The 15,919-nt window shown below is 67.0% G+C and carries 17 protein-coding genes; 15 read left to right on the top strand and 2 right to left on the bottom strand.

The annotated features are described in order from the left end of the window. The first annotated feature begins 18 nt into the window (after nt 1–18). Genes FHW64_RS26235 through FHW64_RS26200 form a run of 8 tightly spaced genes read left to right on the top strand, consistent with a single transcriptional unit; the run spans nt 19 to nt 7,285 of the window. The gene (locus FHW64_RS26235; protein ID WP_184531179.1) at nt 19–1,848 is read left to right on the top strand and encodes an ABC transporter permease; all 1,830 of its coding nucleotides are present in this window, start codon (nt 19–21) and stop codon (nt 1,846–1,848) included. A 27-nt stretch (nt 1,849–1,875) separates the two neighbouring features. Continuing rightward, entirely contained in the window at nt 1,876–2,439 is a 564-nt protein-coding gene (locus tag FHW64_RS26230; protein ID WP_184531178.1) for an OsmC family protein, read from the top strand. After that, a complete protein-coding gene (locus FHW64_RS26225) occupies nt 2,423–3,265 on the top strand; it encodes an ABC transporter ATP-binding protein (protein WP_184531177.1) in 843 nt (280 codons plus the stop codon). The genes FHW64_RS26230 and FHW64_RS26225 overlap by 17 nt, the downstream gene beginning before the upstream one ends. Continuing rightward, entirely contained in the window at nt 3,262–4,113 is an 852-nt protein-coding gene (locus tag FHW64_RS26220) for an ABC transporter ATP-binding protein (protein ID WP_184531176.1), read from the top strand. The genes FHW64_RS26225 and FHW64_RS26220 overlap by 4 nt, the downstream gene beginning before the upstream one ends. An 11-nt stretch (nt 4,114–4,124) precedes the next feature. Then, nucleotides 4,125–5,000 carry a VOC family protein gene (locus tag FHW64_RS26215; protein WP_184531175.1) on the top strand — a complete coding sequence of 292 codons (876 nt, stop codon included), beginning with the start codon at nt 4,125–4,127 and terminating at the stop codon, nt 4,998–5,000. Nucleotides 5,001–5,004: 4 nt separating this feature from the next. Further along, on the top strand, nt 5,005–6,078 hold the full coding sequence (locus FHW64_RS26210; RefSeq protein WP_184531174.1) for a putative FMN-dependent luciferase-like monooxygenase: 1,074 nt from the start codon (nt 5,005–5,007) through the stop codon (nt 6,076–6,078). After that, nucleotides 6,075–6,686: a CMD domain protein gene (locus FHW64_RS26205; RefSeq protein WP_184531173.1), complete on the top strand. Its 612-nt coding sequence runs from the start codon at nt 6,075–6,077 to the stop codon at nt 6,684–6,686. Before FHW64_RS26210 ends, FHW64_RS26205 begins: the two co-directional genes overlap by 4 nt. Then, nucleotides 6,683–7,285, top strand: coding sequence for an alkylhydroperoxidase domain protein (locus FHW64_RS26200; protein WP_184531172.1), 603 nt, complete (start codon nt 6,683–6,685; stop codon nt 7,283–7,285). The genes FHW64_RS26205 and FHW64_RS26200 overlap by 4 nt, the downstream gene beginning before the upstream one ends. A 12-nt stretch (nt 7,286–7,297) precedes the next feature. Here FHW64_RS26200 and FHW64_RS26195 read toward each other — a convergent pair whose 3' ends face one another. Both FHW64_RS26195 and FHW64_RS26190 read right to left on the bottom strand, forming a co-directional pair. After that, the gene (locus FHW64_RS26195; protein ID WP_311733365.1) at nt 7,298–8,617 is read right to left on the bottom strand and encodes an FAD-dependent oxidoreductase; all 1,320 of its coding nucleotides are present in this window, start codon (nt 8,615–8,617) and stop codon (nt 7,298–7,300) included. A gap of 4 nt (nt 8,618–8,621) precedes the next feature. Beyond that, nucleotides 8,622–9,596: a tripartite tricarboxylate transporter substrate binding protein gene (locus FHW64_RS26190; RefSeq protein WP_184531171.1), complete on the bottom strand. Its 975-nt coding sequence runs from the start codon at nt 9,594–9,596 to the stop codon at nt 8,622–8,624. A 112-nt stretch (nt 9,597–9,708) separates the two neighbouring features. Here FHW64_RS26190 and FHW64_RS26185 point away from each other — a divergent pair, with 112 nt between their 5' ends. The 7 genes from FHW64_RS26185 to FHW64_RS26155 all read left to right on the top strand — a co-directional run bounded on the left by FHW64_RS26185 (nt 9,709) and on the right by FHW64_RS26155 (nt 15,905). Beyond that, nucleotides 9,709–10,608, top strand: coding sequence for a LysR family transcriptional regulator (locus tag FHW64_RS26185; protein WP_184531170.1), 900 nt, complete (start codon nt 9,709–9,711; stop codon nt 10,606–10,608). Between the two features lie 100 nt (nt 10,609–10,708). Then, nucleotides 10,709–11,461, top strand: coding sequence for a c-type cytochrome (locus FHW64_RS26180; RefSeq protein WP_184531169.1), 753 nt, complete (start codon nt 10,709–10,711; stop codon nt 11,459–11,461). Further along, nucleotides 11,458–12,750, top strand: coding sequence for a cytochrome c (locus FHW64_RS26175; RefSeq protein ID WP_184531168.1), 1,293 nt, complete (start codon nt 11,458–11,460; stop codon nt 12,748–12,750). The genes FHW64_RS26180 and FHW64_RS26175 overlap by 4 nt, the downstream gene beginning before the upstream one ends. 12 nt (nt 12,751–12,762) lie before the next feature. Further along, nucleotides 12,763–12,927, top strand: a complete 165-nt coding sequence (locus tag FHW64_RS26170) for a hypothetical protein (protein ID WP_093165602.1) — start codon at nt 12,763–12,765, stop codon at nt 12,925–12,927. An 8-nt stretch (nt 12,928–12,935) separates the two neighbouring features. Then, complete coding sequence (locus FHW64_RS26165; RefSeq protein ID WP_260306371.1) at nt 12,936–13,490, top strand: cytochrome C oxidase subunit II; 555 nt, start codon at nt 12,936–12,938, stop codon at nt 13,488–13,490. After that, a complete protein-coding gene (locus FHW64_RS26160; RefSeq protein ID WP_184531166.1) occupies nt 13,477–15,099 on the top strand; it encodes a b(o/a)3-type cytochrome-c oxidase subunit 1 in 1,623 nt (540 codons plus the stop codon). Before FHW64_RS26165 ends, FHW64_RS26160 begins: the two co-directional genes overlap by 14 nt. Beyond that, nucleotides 15,099–15,905: a cytochrome c gene (locus FHW64_RS26155; protein WP_184531165.1), complete on the top strand. Its 807-nt coding sequence runs from the start codon at nt 15,099–15,101 to the stop codon at nt 15,903–15,905. The genes FHW64_RS26160 and FHW64_RS26155 overlap by 1 nt, the downstream gene beginning before the upstream one ends. The last annotated feature ends 14 nt before the right edge of the window (nt 15,906–15,919 follow it).

Below are 15,919 nucleotides of genomic sequence, written 5' to 3'. Positions count from 1 at the left end.
TTGCGCACAAGACGGCGCATGAGCTTCACTTCCTTCTTCGACTACACCGTCAACGGCCTGATCATCGGCAACATCTATGCGTTGCTGGCGGTCGGGCTCGCGTTGATCTTCGGTGTCTCGCACCTGATCAACTTCGCACACGGTTCGGTCTACACCGTCGGCGCGTACATCGGCTGGGCGGCCATCACCTACCTGCACACGCCGCTGCCGGTGACCATCGGGCTGGTGGTCGTCGGCACGGGCCTGCTCGGCATGCTGATCGAGCGTGTCGGCCTGCGGCCCCTGCAGGGCGCGGCGCGCATCGCACCGCTGCTTGCGACCATCGGGATCAGCTTCGTGCTCGACATCCTGGTCCAGCTCGCCTTCAGTCCCGATCCGCGCGCCTTGCCGACGCAACTGCCAGACTGGCGTCTGCAGATCGGCAGCGGCACCATCGGCGCGCTCGACCTGCTGATCGCGGGCATCGGTCTCGCCAGCGCCGCGCTGTTGTTCGGCTTCCTGAGCTACACGCGGCTCGGATGGGCGGTGCGCGCCACCGCGCAGGACAGGGACGCCGCGCTGCAGATGGGCGTCGATGTGAACCGTGTGAACCAGACGGTGTTCGCGATCGCCTCCGCGCTCGGCGGCCTCGCCGGGCTGCTGGTGGGCATGTACTACAACAACATCAGCCCGGCAATGAGCTTCCAGGCGACGCTCAAGGGCGTGGTCGCGACCGTGGTGGGCGGCGTCGGCAACGTGCCCGGCGCGATCGTGGGCAGCATGCTGCTGGGGCTCATCGAGAGCTACGGTGTCGCGCTGTTCGGCACGCCCTATCGCAACCTGTTCGCCTTCGCGCTGCTGCTTGCGATCCTGCTCTGGAAGCCGAACGGACTCCTGGGTCGCAAGAAGGCGTTGCCGCCCGAACCGCTGACTGGCACCTTCATCGCGCCGAGCAAACCCTGGCGTGTCCCTCCACGGCTGCTCGTCGCGCTGTTCGCCGCAGCAGCGGTGCTGCCGCTGCTCGATCCTTCGCCCTACATCCTGCAGACGCTCACCAACTCGTGGCTCTACGCCGCGCTGGCGCTGAGCCTCACGCTCGTCGCGGGGACGATCGGCCAGATCTCGCTCGGTCACGCCGGCCTGCTGGCGATCGGTGCCTACGCGTCCTCGCTGCTGGTGCTGGACCTCCACCTCCCGGTGGGGACGTCGATCATCGTGGCGGGCCTGCTCACCTCGCTGATCGGAACGGCGCTGATCTTTCCGGCCTTTCGGCTGCGCGGGCACTACGTCTCGATCGCGACGCTGGGCATCGGCGAGATCGTCGCGCTGACGATCCTCAACTGGGAGAGCCTCACGCACGGGCCGATTGGCGTGTCGGGCATTCCGCCGCTCTCGATCTTCGGTCGCGACGCATCGTCCAACAGTGCGTTCTACTGGGCCTCGCTCGGTGCGATGACGCTGCTGGCGCTTCTGCAGTGGCGGCTGCTGCGTTCACACCTGGGGCGCACCTTCCGCGCGGTGCGCGAGGACGAAGTCGCCGCGCGGGCCTACGGCGTCAGCCCGGATCGCTACAAGGCCATGGCCTTCGGCTTCGGTGGTTTCGCAGCCGGCGTGAGCGGCGCCTTCACCGCGCACCTGTACTCATACATCAACCACGAGACCTTCACCTCGCAGATCTCGATCCTCGCGTTGACCATGGTCATCCTCGGCGGGCTCGGCAACATCAGCGGCGCACTGCTCGGTGCTGTGGCACTCGTGAGCCTGCCCGAGCTGTTCCGCGTGACCGCCGAGTACCGAATGCTGGTCTATGGGATCGCGCTGCTGCTGCTGATCCGATTCCGCCCGCAGGGCCTGCTAGGCACCGTCTGAAACATAACGCCAAGGATTCGACACCACATGAGCCATCTCAACGAATACCTCGCCGAGAAGCGCGCCGCGGTACTTGCACGCAACGCCGCGGTCGAGGCCGGCACGGCACAGCCCGCGAATCTCAAGGCCCACGTGCGTGCCGAAGGCCGCAGCGGCGTGCGTCGGCTGCGCATCCGCGAGCACCAGGTCATCAGCGACAGCCCGCCGGACTTCGCGGGCTACAACCTCGGGCCGAGCTCACCGGAGTTGCAACTCGGCGTGCTCGGCACCTGTGTCACGCACATCTTCCTGATCCACGCCGCCGAGCGAAAGGTGCCGCTCGAAAGCCTGGAGGTGGAGGTGACCGGCATCATCGATCCGCGCGCCGGCAAGCCCGGCCATGAACAGACGCCCATCTGGCCGCACGAGATCGGCTACACGGTGCACATCGATTCGACCGCGTCGCGCGCGGAGATCGACGCGCTGTTCGAGGCGGTCGAACGCAACTGCCCGATCCTCAACCTGCTGCGCAATCCGCAGACTATCCGGGCCGAGGTGAAGCTGATCAACTCGAAGGCCGGCAGGAAGGAACCCGATGCCATCGCTGCTTGAAGTCTCCGGCCTCACACGTCGCTTCGGCGGGCTGAAGGCGGTCGATGGCGTCGACCTCACCCTCAACGAGGGCGAACTCGTCAGCGTGATCGGCCCGAACGGCGCAGGCAAGACGACGCTCTTCAATCTCGTGACCGGCCTGGACCAACCCGACGAAGGCAAGGTGCGATTCGAGGACACGGACATCACCGGCTGGCCGGCGCAGAAGCTTGCGGCGCGTGGGCTGGCGCGCACCTTCCAGCACGGCCGGGTGTTCGCCAATCTGAGCGTGCTCGACAACGTGCTGCTCGGCGCCCACACGCGGTTGCAGGCCGCAAAGCCTCGCCTGGGCGGCGTTCCCGGCGTCGGTGCGCTGGCCGAACTCGCGCTGGCGCTGGTGCAGCCGCCCGCCGTCGCGCGCGAGGAGCAGCGCCTGCGCGACGAGGCGCTGGAGATCATCGCGCTCTTCGGCCAGCGGCTGGCGCCGCGCGTCGATCATCCGGCGTACAGCCTCTCGTATGCCAACCGCCGTCGCGTCGAGATCGCGCGTGCGCTGGCGCTCAAGCCGCGCCTGCTGCTGCTGGACGAACCGACCGCCGGCATGAACGAAAGCGAGACGGCCGAGATGCTGGAGATCATCCGAGGCCTGAAGTCCCGAGGCCAGTCGATCCTGCTCATCGAACACAAGCTCGATCTGGTGATGCAGCTTTCGGACCGTGTCATCGTGCTCGACGACGGTCGCAAGATCGCCGAAGGCAAGCCAGAAGCGGTGCGCAACGATCCCGCAGTGATCGAGGCCTACCTCGGCCATCGGCATGTGGGCGGTCAAGCGGCGGTGGCTGTATGAGCACGCTCGCCACCGTTGCGCGCACCGGCCTTCCGCCGTCGTCGCACTGGCGAGACGACGAAGACGAAGGACGGCAGTCGCGCTCCAGCACGCTGACTGAAGACGCCGCGCACCGCCCGCTGCTCGAACTGCGAAAGATCAACAGCTTCTACGGCCCGGTGCAGGCGCACTTCGATCTCGACCTCGAAGTCCGCCAAGGCCAGATCGTGAGCCTGCTTGGCGGCAACGCGAGCGGCAAGTCGACCACCATGAAGGTGGTGCTGGGCCTGCTCAAGCCGCGCTCCGGCGAGCTGCGCTTCGAAGGTCGCTCGATCGCCGGCCTGAGCACGCCACAGGTGGTGCGACAGGGCATCGGCTCGGTGCCGGAGGCGCGCCGGCTCTTTCCCGCGATGACCGTGCGCGAGAACCTGCTGATGGGCGCCTATGCGCGAAGCGACCGCAAGGCGGTCGCGGAGGATCTGGCGCGCATGCTCGATCTGTTCCCGCGCGTCGCCGAACGCATCGACTTCCAGGCCGGAACGCTGTCGGGCGGCGAGCAGCAGATGGTCGCGATGGCGCGCGCGCTCATGGGTCGACCGAAGCTGATCTGCATGGATGAGCCGACGATGGGCCTGTCGCCGCTCTACGTGGACAAGGTGCTCGAGCTCATCGCACAGATCAATCGCCAGGGCGTGTCCGTCTTCATGGTCGAGCAGAACGCGAGCCTCGCGCTGCAGATCGCGCACTACGGGTACGTGCTGCAGACCGGTCGCATCGTGCTGCAGGGGCCCGGGTACGAGCTGCTGGCCGATGCGCGCATCCGCGACGCCTACCTCGGGGGCAGCGATGCCGCCCGCACCGCTTCCTGAAACCTACCGACATGACTCTTCAACTCGATCACATCGTCATCGCCGTCAATGACCTGGAAACGGCCATCGCGGACTACACCACGCTGGGCTTCAACGTGCTGCGCGGCGGGGACCATCCCGGTCGCACCACGCACAACGCGCTGGTCGTCTTCGCCGACGGCAGCTACTTCGAACTCATCGCCTGGAAGGCGCCCGCGCCTGAAGAGCGCTGGTGGCAATTGCTGCAGCGGCACGGCGAAGGCGTCGTGGACTTCGCACTGCTGCCGCAGAGCACCTCTGAGACCGTCAAGGCGGCCGCCCAACGGGGACTGGTCCTCGACGGTCCTCTCGATGGCGGCCGCCTGCGCCCCGACGGAGAACGCCTGCACTGGCAGACCGCGCGGCCGCCATCGCCGGACCTGCCGTTTCTCTGCGGCGATCTCACGCCACGCGCGCTCCGCGTGCCCGAAGGAAACGCACGTCGCCATCCGAACGGTGTGACCGGTGTTGCGAGTCTTGCGATTGCGGTACGCGACCTCGACGCGACCGTAGCGCGCTACCGCGCACTCCTGGGCCCCGATGCTGTGGACACGCACGTCGGGCGCGCCGTCAATTTGCCGGGGGCGCAGAGCCGACTGGCGCTGGTCACGCTCGGCGAGAACACGATCGTTCTGTCTTCGCCGCGCGATGCACGGGGCGATGCCGACACCGCGCAGGACCCGCTGGAACTGCGGCTCGCGGCGCGCGGAGAGGGCCCATTTGCCATCGTGCTTCGCACCTCGGCCAACACTGCCGCCACGACGGGCGCGCTCGACCTCGGGCTGACCCACGGCGCCAGCATCGAGCTCGACGCAACCACCGCGCCGGCCGTTGCCAAGGCACCGCTCGCCGACACCGCCACGGCCTGACAACATGGCAAGCACATCCACATCCACATCCACATCCACTGGCAAGCGCCTCGGATTTTTCACCCGCGTCCTGGACGACGCACCCGCCGCCGAACGCTATCGGATGGCCGTCGAGCAGATCGTCCACGCCGAAGCCTTCGGGTTCGATTCCGCCTGGGTGGCGCAGCACCACTTCAACGAAAGCGAGGGCGGCCTGCCGTCGCCATTCGTGCTCCTGTCGCATGCGGCAGCGCGCACGAGCCGCATCCGCCTTGGCACCGGCGTCGTGACCCTGCCGCTCGAGAACGCCGTGCGCGTTGCCGAAGACGCGGTGGTGCTCGATCTGCTGTCGGGCGGCCGGCTGGAATTCGGTGTTGGCACCGGCGGTACGCCTTCGGCTTTCCAGGCATTCGGACTGGTGAGCGAAGAGCGCGCCGAGGTGTTCGCGCGCCATCTGGCGCTGGTGCGCGAAGCCTGGTCCGGCCGCGCGCTCGACGGCGGTGCGCGCATCTATCCGTCGTCGCCGCAACTGCTGGACCGCATCTGGCAGGCCAGCTTCACCGTGAACGGCGGCGCCCGGGCCGGCGCTGCGGGCGACGGGCTGATGCTGTCGAGGACCCAGCCACGACCCGATGGTGCGCCGCAGGCGTCCCTGGCCGACCTGCAGGACCCGATCATCGACACCTACCTTGCAAACCTGCCGGCGGGGCGTTCGCCACGCATCATGGGATCGCGCTCAGTCTTCGTCGCCGACGATCGCGAGGAGGCGCTTCGCCTGGCCGAACTCGGCCTGCGCCGCAACGTCGCACGCCTGGCCGATGCCAATCGCCCCGGCACCGATGCAACGCTGCAGGAGCTCATCGTAGGCTACGACGTGCATGTCGGCACCCCCGACGACGTGATCGCCTCGCTCAAGGCCGATCGCACGCTGGACCGCGTGACCGACATGGTGTTCCAGGTGCATTCGGTCGACCCGCCGCACCCGCTCATCCTGCGCTCCATCGAGCTGATCGCCACCGAAGTCGCACCTGCACTCGGCTGGTCGCGGCAAGACCGTGCGCCTGCCTCCAACGAACTCTCTCAAACGCTCGCTGCATGACCTCATCCACCACTCCCGATGTGATCGACCAGCTGACCGGCATCCCGCCGGGACATGCCATCGACACGATCCGCGCCCGCCGCGCGCAGGCAAGGCTGCATGGCCAGAACAGCTATTTCGCGCTCTTCGAGCCGTCGCTTCCGCTCCAGGGCGAGTTCACGCTGCAGGAGCGCTTTGCCGTCGCAGTCTTCGTGTCGGCCCTGCATCGGCAGGCACAGGCCACCGCGTTCTATGCGGAGGGTCTTGCGCGAAGCGGCGGCGATCGCGGCCTCGCCGATGCGCTGGTGACCGAAGCGGCCGCCGTTGATTCATCAGGGCCCTATGGCCGCTATCCGGAGGGCCGCCTGACGGTCGAGGATGTTCCCGGCCTCGTCTATCGGGTGGGCGATCCGCTCGCCCGGCGGCTGGGTCCGCGCCTGTCGGCCGCGCTCGCGCATGCGCACCTGCTCGTGTTCCATCCGCGTGATGCGCATGCGAAGGATCTGCAGGCGCTGCTCGATGCCGGCTGGTCGACCACCGACATCGTCACCCTGTCCCAGCTCGTCGCTTTCCTCGCCTACCAACTGCGCGTCGCGGCGGGGTTGCAGGTCTTGCGAGATACCCCATGACCACATCGACAATTTCTCACCCCGCCAACGTCCCGCCCAACGCTTTCACGCAACAGGAACTCGAATGGCTGCCGTGGCTGGAGCCGCTCCCGGAGGGCGATCTCACGCAGCGCCATTTCGACGGACTGGTCGACGCATCGCGCGCGAAGTCGCCGTACTTCATGCTGCTCGCGCGCGACCCGGGCATCCTCGGCGCGCGCACGCGAACGGACAAGGACATCTTCTACAACCCCGAAGCGGGCCTGCCGCGCGCGGAACGCGAGCTCGCGGCCGCGGCCACGTCGCGCTACAACGGCTGCATCTACTGCGCGTCGGTTCACGCGCGATTCGCTTCGCACTTCTCGCACCGGACCGCCGAAGTGCAACGGTTGCTGGACGAAGGCGTGGGGACGTCCATCGACGAGCGGTGGGATGCGATCGTCGCGGCGTCAGTGGCCTTGTCCGCCACGCCGGCGGCGTTCGGCACCGAGCATGTCGAGCGCCTGCGTGCGGTCGGGCTGGACGACCTCGCGATCTCCGACGTGATCCACGGCGCGGCCTTCTTCAACTGGGCCAACCGGTTGATGCTTTCGCTCGGCGAGCCGGCGTCGAAGGCTTGAGGGCGCGCCGATCTACGAGAGGCACGCGCCATCGCGCCGAAGCGCTTCGCGAAGCCCCTCCGTGCTGATCCCGCGAGTGCTGGAGTCGGACCCTTCGCGCGTGATGAGCGCTGCTGCCGTACCGACCGCCTGACCGACGGCCATCGAAATCGTCATCACCCGGATGGCGGCCAAAGCCTGGTGCGTCGCGGAGATGCCGCGCCCGGCGACCAATGCGTTGTCCAATCCCACGGGGCACAGGCTGCGATAGGGGATCTGATAGGCATGGTCATCGCCGAGCGCCGAATACACCAGCTCGCCGCCCGCTGCAGGATGAATGTCGATCGGATAGGCGCCCGCCGCGACCGCGTCGTCGAAATCGACCGGCGCGAGCAGGTCCTCGGCGGTGAGCACGTGGTCGCCGAGCACCCGGCGCGTCTCCCGCACACCGACCTGCGTGCCGAAAGCGAGCAGGCGGCCTGACTCGCAGCCGGGAACCTGGGCGCGCAGATACTGCGCGGCACTCCAGGCTTGCCGCCGGCCTTCGATCTCCGCCCGCCCCAGGGCCATCGCGTCGGTCGCGTCGATCGCGAGGCGGCTGATGTTGAACCAGCCGTCCTGCGAATACGGATCGCGCGCCACGTGCAGCGCAGCGCGAGCGAGCGCCTTCTCTTCGTAGCCCTTGCGAGCCAGCGCGGCAACTTCCGATGGCGACAGCGCATCGAAGCGCGCGAAGTCGATCGGGCCGAAGCGGAACATCATGGTCGCGGGCTGAAGCGACTCGCCATCGTCGAGCGGCAGGAACTGTGCGCCGGCTTGCCGCATGGCATCCATGTCGCCCGAGGTGTCCACCAGCACGCGGAGGCGAACGCGCACGACGCCGCCCTTCGTCAGCACGCGGACCGAATCGATGCGCGTGCCCTGGCGCGACACATCCAGCAGGTTCGCATGCAGCAGCGGCTGCACGCCGGCGTCGCGCACCATGTCGTCCAGCACGAGCTTGAGCACTTCGGGTGCGTACTCGACGCGATCCATCCGGTGGCCGGTCGACATCACGAAGACCTGGTGTTCGGCGGCGGCGCCGTATTCGCGCAGCCGGTCGACGACCTCCTGCGCGAGCCCTGCCACCACGCGACGGCCGTTGGCCGTCTGCCAACTGTTGAACTGCGCCACGGCACCGGCGGTCGCGTTGCCGCCGAGGAAGCCGTAGCGCTCCAGCAGGATCACGCGCGCACCGCGACGCGCAGCGGCCACGGCCGCCATCGTGCCCGCCACGCCGCCGCCACAGACAAGGACGTCGGTGTCCAGTTGCGCGATCTCGGGGCGTTCCGAAGAGAAGGGCTGATCGGTCACCGCATCACCCCGCCTTGATGTTTCGCGCCTTGATCACGCTCGCGTATCGCGTGGTTTCCGCCTGGAGGAACTGGGTCGTCGCCTGCCGGTTCATCACCATCGGCGAGACGTTCAGCGAAGCAAAGCGCGTCTTCACCGTCTCGGACGCCAGAGCCTGCGTGAGCAGGCCTTCGAGCTTGGCGAGGCCTTCCGATGGAATGCTTCCCTTGGGCGCAAGAAGCGCAGCCCAGCCCTGGACTTCGAGCGCAGGGAGCTTCAGCGAGCGCAGCGTCGGAACATTCGGAAGCTCCGGAACAGGCTGCGGCGAGGACACGGCCAGCGCCCTGATGCGACCCGACTTGATATGCGGCGCAACGCTGGGCAGGTTCAGGAAGCCGAACGCCACCAGACCGCTGATCAGCTCCGGCAGCAGGGCGCTTTCGCCCTTGTACGCCACGGGCGTGATCTGCACGCCGGTTTCGCTCGCGAAGATTTCCGAGGCGATGTGCGCGAGCGTGCCGTTGCCGCTGTTGCCGGCCGCGAGCTCGCCAGGGTGCGCCTTGGCTTGAGCAATCAGGTCCTGCAGGGTCTTGATGTTGGAACTCGCCGGCACCACGAGGACGAGCGGTTGCGCCGAGACCATGCCCACCGCATCGAAGTCCCGCAAGGGGTCGTACCCGATCTGCGGATTGAGCGATGGATTGATGACCATGCTGTTGCTCGCCATCAGGAGCGTGTGCCCATCCTTGCTTTGCGCCGCGGCGATGACGCCGATCGCGCTGCCCGCGCCGGGTTTGTTCTCGACGATCACGCTCTGGCCGAGCTTCGGGGAAAACTGATCGGCCAGGACCCGCGCCGACGAATCCGCACCGCCGCCGGGCGCGAAGGGAACAATGATCCGGACCGGCTTGGTCGGCCAGGAATCGGCCGCGAAGGCACGGACGCTGGCACCCGCGGCCAGCAGCGCCAGCATCGCGCGGCGATTGAGATTGAACGTCATTTGGCTTTGTCTCCAGGTTGCAGTCGGGCCGATGATGGGCGCGGCCCGGTATATCGGCAAATACCAAAATTCGAGACACCTATAACATCGTGTTATTCAACGCTCCATCAACATGAACCTGCGCCAGATCGAGGTATTTCGTGCCGTGATGCTTGCGGGCTCGGTCACCGATGCCGCGCGGCTCCTGCATGTGTCGCAACCCGGCATCAGCCGCATGCTCGGCCACATCGAGCTGCAGCTGGGGCTGAAGCTTTTCGAGCGTGGCCGGAGCAAGCTGCGGCCCACGCCAGAAGCGCAGGCGCTCTATGCCGAAGTCGAAAGCGTCTACCGGGGCGTGCGACGCATCGAGGAGCGGGCGCGCGACCTGCAGGCCGGCGGCGGGCTTCCGCTGCGCATCCTCGCGAGCCCAAGCACCGCGCTCGAGATCGTGCCGCGCGCGGTGTCGACGCTGGCTGCGAAGTTCCCGACCGCGCGCATCTACATGGAGACGCAACTTGTGCGCGAGATGGTGGGGCAGCTGGCGCGCAACGAGGCGGACATTGCGATCTCCACCTTGCCGATCGATCATGCGCTCCTGGTCAGCGAAGAGGTCGGAAGCTGGTCGATGGCGTGCGTCTTCCGAAGCGACCATCCGTTCGCGGAGAAGAAAAGCGTGAGCCTGCGAGACGTGACGGGCGAGCGGCTGATTGCCTTCAGTGCGGACACGCCACAGGGCCGCCTGATCGAAGCGCAGTGGGCGCGGAGCAAGCGCTTGCCACCGGCCCAGATCGAAGTGCGCTCCGGCCAGGTTGCATGCGCATTGGCGGCCTGCGGCGCAGGCGTCGCGGTGGTCGACGAGCTCACCGCGCGCGCCTGGAACCGCAAGGAACTGTGCTTCCGGCCACTGCGCGGTGGGCCCACGCATCCGGTGTATGTCGTGCGCCACGCCAACATGCCGCAATCGGCCGTGGCGCAGGCGTTCGTCGCTTGCGTGAAGGCTGCATTCAAGGCGTCGAGAACAACACCGGGGTGACCCGGCCGCACCTTGCACACCGACGTAGCCGTGGCTACGATCACCCCCGCTCGCTCTCGGTCTTTCAGTCGTATCAACACCAACGAACAGGAGGGCCACGATGAAGTTTCGCGTCATCCGCTGTTCGTCTGCCTTGCGAACGGTTGGGGCAGCAGCGGCGATCACCTGGGGTAGCGCCGGCGTGCCCGCGCTGGCGCAGACGGGCGCGACGCCATCGTTCAAGGAAGTCGATTCGATGGAGGCCCGCGTCCAGGGCTGCGTGACCTGCCACGGCCAGAGCGGCCAAGGTACTGAGAACGGTTACTTCCCGCGCATCGCCGGCAAGCCTGCGGGCTATCTGTACAACCAGCTCGTGGCGTTTCGTGACGGCACGCGGCACTACGCGCCGATGAACTACCTCGTCGCGTATCTGCCGGATGCCTACCTGAAGGAGATCGCACAGCACTTCGCGAGCCAGCGGCCTCCGTTCGCGCCGGGTGAAGCGATGAAGGCCGACCCGGAGACCTTGCGACGGGGTGCCACGCTGGTGGCGGCCGGCGACTCCGGCAAGGGCATTCCCGCCTGCGTCGCCTGCCATGGGGTCGGGCTGACCGGGATGGAGCCGGGCATTCCCGGCCTCGTCGGATTGCGGCCGACCTATGTGGTGGCCCAGCTCACGCGCTGGCGTGTCGGTGAGCGCCATGCGGCCGAACCCGACTGCATGAAGCGCGTAGCCACGCGCCTGAGTGACGCGGACATGAACGCCGTGGCAGCCTTCCTGTCGCAGCAGGGCGCGCCCAAGGACCCGTCGCCCGAACCGGCCAACCTCGTCCGCATGCCCCTGGCGTGCGGCAGCCAGCAAGGACGGCCATGAAGCTGGCATTCCGGATCTTTCTCGCGCTCGTGGTGCTGGCGCTGGCGGGCGCTGCGGTCCTGTGGTGGTTGCGGCCCTCCGCGCTGCCCGAAGCGGGCCGTGCCGCGACGGCGCCGAAGGACGCGACCACCGAGATCATCAACCGCGGCGAATACCTCGCGCGCGCCGGCGACTGCGTGGCCTGCCACACGGCGCCGACCGGCAAGCCGTTCGCGGGCGGCCGGGCGATGCCAACACCCTTCGGCGCGCTCTTCGTGCCCAACATCACGCCCGATGACGAGACCGGCATCGGGCGTTGGACCCCCGACGACTTCTACCGGATGATGCACACGGGCATCTCCAAGGACGGCACGTTGCTCTATCCGGCGATGCCCTTTGCCTCCTACACCAAGGTCACACGCGCGGACAGCGACGCCATCTTTGCGTACCTGATGTCGGTCACGCCGGTGCGCCAGCAGAACCGGCCGCACGAACTCAAGTTCCCGTTCAACAACCGCGACCTGCTGATTGGATGGCGGACGCTCTATTTCAAGGAAGGCGAGTTCGTCCCCGATCCGAAGCAGAACGCCGAATGGAACCGCGGTGCGTACCTCGTGCAGGGGCTCGGCCATTGCGCGATGTGCCACACGGCGATCAATGCGTTGGGCGGATCGAGCGAATCGAAGGCCTTCGAGGGCGGCATGATCCCGAACCAGAACTGGTATGCGCCGTCGCTCACCTCCAACCGCGAAGCGGGCCTCGGCAACTGGGAGATCCAGGAAATCGCGGACCTGCTGCAGGTCGGCGTCTCGCATCGCGGCACTACCTACGGGCCGATGGCGGAAGTGGTCTACAACAGCCTGCAGTACCTCAGCGACGAGGATGTGCGTGCCATGGCGGTATATCTCAAGGCCTTGCCGCAGCGTGACTCCGAACCACCGCCGACGAGCCAGGCCCGCCTCGTGAGCCCGAACGTGATGGAGACGGGTCGCAAGATCTACAGCACCCAGTGCGCGATGTGCCATGGCGAAGAGGGCAAGGGGCATCCGCCGTCGTTCCCGCCGTTGGCGGGCAACCAGTCGATCACGATGGCGTCGCCCGTCAACTCGATCCGCATGGTGCTCAATGGCGGCTATGCGCCAGGCACACGCAAGAACCCGCGTCCGCACGGCATGCCGCCCTTCAGCCACATCCTCGACGACGACGAAGTGGCGGCGGTGGTGACCTACATCCGCGTGGCATGGGAGAACAGCGGCACGCCGGTCGACGCATCCCAGATCAGCGAACTTCGCAAGCTGCTGCCCGAGTGAGGAAGCCAAGCCATGTCCAGCATCGATGAACAAGAGGAAGACCGCCGCGTCGACGACATCGTGCGCCGCGGGCCGATGGGTGCGTTCGCGGTCGCGGGCATCGCGACCGCCATCGTCGTGGCGATCTATTTCATCTTCTATTTCGCGGTGTACCTGCCGCGGGGGGCGGTGCAATGAGCGCCACCATGCCCTCGCATGACTCCGAGGCCATTGCCGTCGCGGCGGAGCGTCGCTGGACGTGGATCGTCGGCGCGATCATCGCGGTGCTGATGCTCATGATGGTCGTCACCGGCCTGCACTGGGCCACGATGCCGCCGTCGCGCGTCGAGACCGTGGATGTGAAAACGCTCCATCTGCGCGGCGAGTTCGTCGAACGCAATCTGGGCACGGCCATCGAAGCGGGCGACAAGGTGGTCGTCCGCCTCATCGCGCAGCAGTATTCGTTCGAGCCGCAATGCATCGTGGTGCCGGCCGACACGCCCGTGACCTTTCGCGCGACGGCGACGGATGCCATCCACGGATTCATCATCGGCCGCACCAACGCCAACACGATGGTCGTACCGGGCTTCGTGGCGACCTTCACGACGTCGTTCAGCCGCACCGGCGAGCAGTTGATGCCGTGCCACGAGTACTGCGGCACCGGGCACGAGGCCATGTGGGCACGCGTGCAGGTGCTGCCACGCGACGAGTTCATGGCCAAGGCCCGGCCGGGTGAAAGGCTCAGTTGTGTTGCACGCTAGAAAACTCATCCTGGCCCACTTCTGGGTGGCCTTCGTCGCCTTTCTGGGCGCGCTGGTGCTGGGTGCGTGGCAGATGTACATCCGTAGCCCGCTCTCGACGTGGATCAACAACCCCGAGCACTACTACCGGTCTGTTACCGCCCACGGCACGGTCATGGCCTACGTGCTGCCGACGCTGGTCGCGATGGGCTTCGGCTATGCGATCTCCGAACTCGCGCTGAAGAAGCCGCTGATCGGCATGCGCTGGGCGTGGGCCGGCTTCTGGCTGGTGATCGTCGGCACCGCGATGGCGGCCGTGACCATGGCATTGGGCAAGGCCTCGGTGCTCTATACCTTCTACCCGCCCATGCTCGCGAGCCCGTTCTACTACCTCGGCGTGGTGCTGGTGGTCGTGGGCTCGTGGATCTGGGTGGCGCTCATGTCCATCAACCTGCGGGCTTGGAAGAAGCAGAACCCCGGCGAGCCCATTCCGCTGGCGATGTTCGGCAACGTGGCCGGTGCCTACCTGTGGGCGTGGACATCGCTCGGCGCGGCGATCGAGGTGCTGGTGCTGATCCTGCCGGCTTCACTCGGGCTCACCGACACGATCAACGCCGGCCTGGCGCGCGTGTTCTTCTCGTGGACGCTGCATGCCATCGTCTACTTCTGGCTGATGCCTTCGTACATCGCGTTCTACACGATCGTGCCGCGCGCGATCGGCGGCCGGCTCTACAGCGACACGATGGGCCGCGTGGCCTTCGTGCTCTTCCTCGTGTTCTCGATGCCGATCGGCATCCATCACCTCTTCGCGGACCCGCAGGTGGGCGCGGGCTTCAAGTTCGTGCATGCGGTGATGACCGCGATGGTGTCGGTGCCGACATTGCTCACGGTCTTCACCATCGTGGCGTCGGTCGAGATCGCCGGCCGGCTGCGCGGCGGCCAGGGCACCTTCGGCTGGCTCAAGACGCTGCCGTGGGACAACCCGATGATGCTGGCGGTGACCTTCTCCTTCATCATGCTGGGCTTCGGCGGTGCGGGCGGCATCATCAACATGAGCTACCAGCTCAACGAGACGATCCACAACACGCAGTGGGTCACGGGGCACTTCCACCTGATCTTCGCCGGCGCGATCGTGCTGATGTATTTCATGATCGCCTACGAGCTGTGGCCGCAGCTCACCGGCTGCGCGCCGCTGTCGCCGGCGCTTGTCAAGACGCAGATCTGGCTGTGGTTCGTCGGGATGCTGGTGCTGTCGATGCCGTGGCACCTCGTCGGCCTGCTCGGCATGCCGCGGCGCATGGCCTATTACGACTACACGCATCCTGACCTGCAGCCGCAGGCGTGGACGGTCACCATGTCGGCGATCGGCGGATTCATCCTGCTCGCGTCGGGCATCCTGCTGGTGTACACGCTTGCCACTGCGCGCAAGAAGGAAGGCACGGTCGTGGCGCCTTTCACCTTCAGCCGCACGGCGCATCCGGTGGCGCACACGCCGGTGGCGTTGAACGGCTTCGGCCTCTGGCTCGCGATGATGATCGGCCTCACGATCGTCAACTATGGCTATCCGATCGTGCAACTGGCTTCGCTGAAGGAAGCGTCCGTGCCGGTCATACCCATCGGGAGCCGGTGATGAAAGTCCACGGCGTGCCGGGTTGGAGCAACCCCTGGTTCCGAAAGAGCGTGATCTGGCTCATCGTCCTCACCGTGGGCGCGTTCCTGGTGGGCTTCGTGCTGCTGCCTTCCGTGCATAGCGACTTCAGCGCGAAGGGGCTCTGGGCGAGCATCTGCCGCGCAGCGGGGGTGCCCAGCGACTGGTCTTTCGGCGCACCGCCGCGTGAAGCCCCCACCGCGACGGACGTGGTGCTCGACCGCGCGATGGGCAAGGAAGGCTCGCGGCAGGCCATCGGACGCGGTGCGACGCTGGCGCTGAACTGCACGATGTGCCACGGCGCGCAGGGGATGAGCACGTCCGATGCGCCCAATCTCGCCGGCCAGTACCCGGAGGTGATCATCAAGCAACTGATGGACTACCGCAGCGGCAAGCGGAGCAGTCCGATCATGGTCGCGCTCGCCACCAATCTGTCGGATGCGGACATCGCCGACCTGGCGGCCTACTACGCCTACCTGCCAAAGGCACGGACGTCGCCGACGACCTACGACGAGGCGCTCCCCGCGCTCGTAAGAGTCGGCGCGCCGCTGCGCAACATCGCGCCCTGCGTCTCGTGCCATGGCGGCATCGACCAGAAGTTCGGCGCACCGTGGCTGGAGGGCATGCCCAAGCTCTACCTGGAGCAGCAGCTCAAGGCGTTCCGGTCGGGCCAGCGCGGCAACGACTCCGAAGCGCAGATGCGCAATGTGGCCCGCTCGATGACCGACCAGGAAATCGAGGAGGTGTCGGTCTTCTATGCACGAAAGGCCGGCACGCCCACGGAGTGACTCCTGGGAGCCAT

The organism is Variovorax sp. Sphag1AA (assembly GCF_014192575.1).
GTDB lineage: Bacteria > Pseudomonadota > Gammaproteobacteria > Burkholderiales > Burkholderiaceae_C > Variovorax.
Note: the sequence above shows the minus strand (reverse complement) of the source record. Positions and strands in the feature narration are given on the sequence as shown.

What these genes read in the sequence shown, in the direction of transcription:
- FHW64_RS26235 (WP_184531179.1), top strand. Translation starts at nt 19, where the DNA reads ATGAGCTTCACTTCCTTCTTCGACTACACCGTCAACGGCCTGATCATC.
- FHW64_RS26230 (WP_184531178.1), top strand. Translation starts at nt 1,876, where the DNA reads ATGAGCCATCTCAACGAATACCTCGCCGAGAAGCGCGCCGCGGTACTT.
- FHW64_RS26225 (WP_184531177.1), top strand. Translation starts at nt 2,423, where the DNA reads ATGCCATCGCTGCTTGAAGTCTCCGGCCTCACACGTCGCTTCGGCGGG.
- FHW64_RS26220 (WP_184531176.1), top strand. Translation starts at nt 3,262, where the DNA reads ATGAGCACGCTCGCCACCGTTGCGCGCACCGGCCTTCCGCCGTCGTCG.
- FHW64_RS26215 (WP_184531175.1), top strand. Translation starts at nt 4,125, where the DNA reads ATGACTCTTCAACTCGATCACATCGTCATCGCCGTCAATGACCTGGAA.
- FHW64_RS26210 (WP_184531174.1), top strand. Translation starts at nt 5,005, where the DNA reads ATGGCAAGCACATCCACATCCACATCCACATCCACTGGCAAGCGCCTC.
- FHW64_RS26205 (WP_184531173.1), top strand. Translation starts at nt 6,075, where the DNA reads ATGACCTCATCCACCACTCCCGATGTGATCGACCAGCTGACCGGCATC.
- FHW64_RS26200 (WP_184531172.1), top strand. Translation starts at nt 6,683, where the DNA reads ATGACCACATCGACAATTTCTCACCCCGCCAACGTCCCGCCCAACGCT.
- FHW64_RS26190 (WP_184531171.1), bottom strand. Translation starts at nt 9,596, where the DNA reads ATGACGTTCAATCTCAATCGCCGCGCGATGCTGGCGCTGCTGGCCGCG.
- FHW64_RS26185 (WP_184531170.1), top strand. Translation starts at nt 9,709, where the DNA reads ATGAACCTGCGCCAGATCGAGGTATTTCGTGCCGTGATGCTTGCGGGC.
- FHW64_RS26180 (WP_184531169.1), top strand. Translation starts at nt 10,709, where the DNA reads ATGAAGTTTCGCGTCATCCGCTGTTCGTCTGCCTTGCGAACGGTTGGG.
- FHW64_RS26175 (WP_184531168.1), top strand. Translation starts at nt 11,458, where the DNA reads ATGAAGCTGGCATTCCGGATCTTTCTCGCGCTCGTGGTGCTGGCGCTG.
- FHW64_RS26170 (WP_093165602.1), top strand. Translation starts at nt 12,763, where the DNA reads ATGTCCAGCATCGATGAACAAGAGGAAGACCGCCGCGTCGACGACATC.
- FHW64_RS26165 (WP_260306371.1), top strand. Translation starts at nt 12,936, where the DNA reads ATGCCCTCGCATGACTCCGAGGCCATTGCCGTCGCGGCGGAGCGTCGC.
- FHW64_RS26155 (WP_184531165.1), top strand. Translation starts at nt 15,099, where the DNA reads ATGAAAGTCCACGGCGTGCCGGGTTGGAGCAACCCCTGGTTCCGAAAG.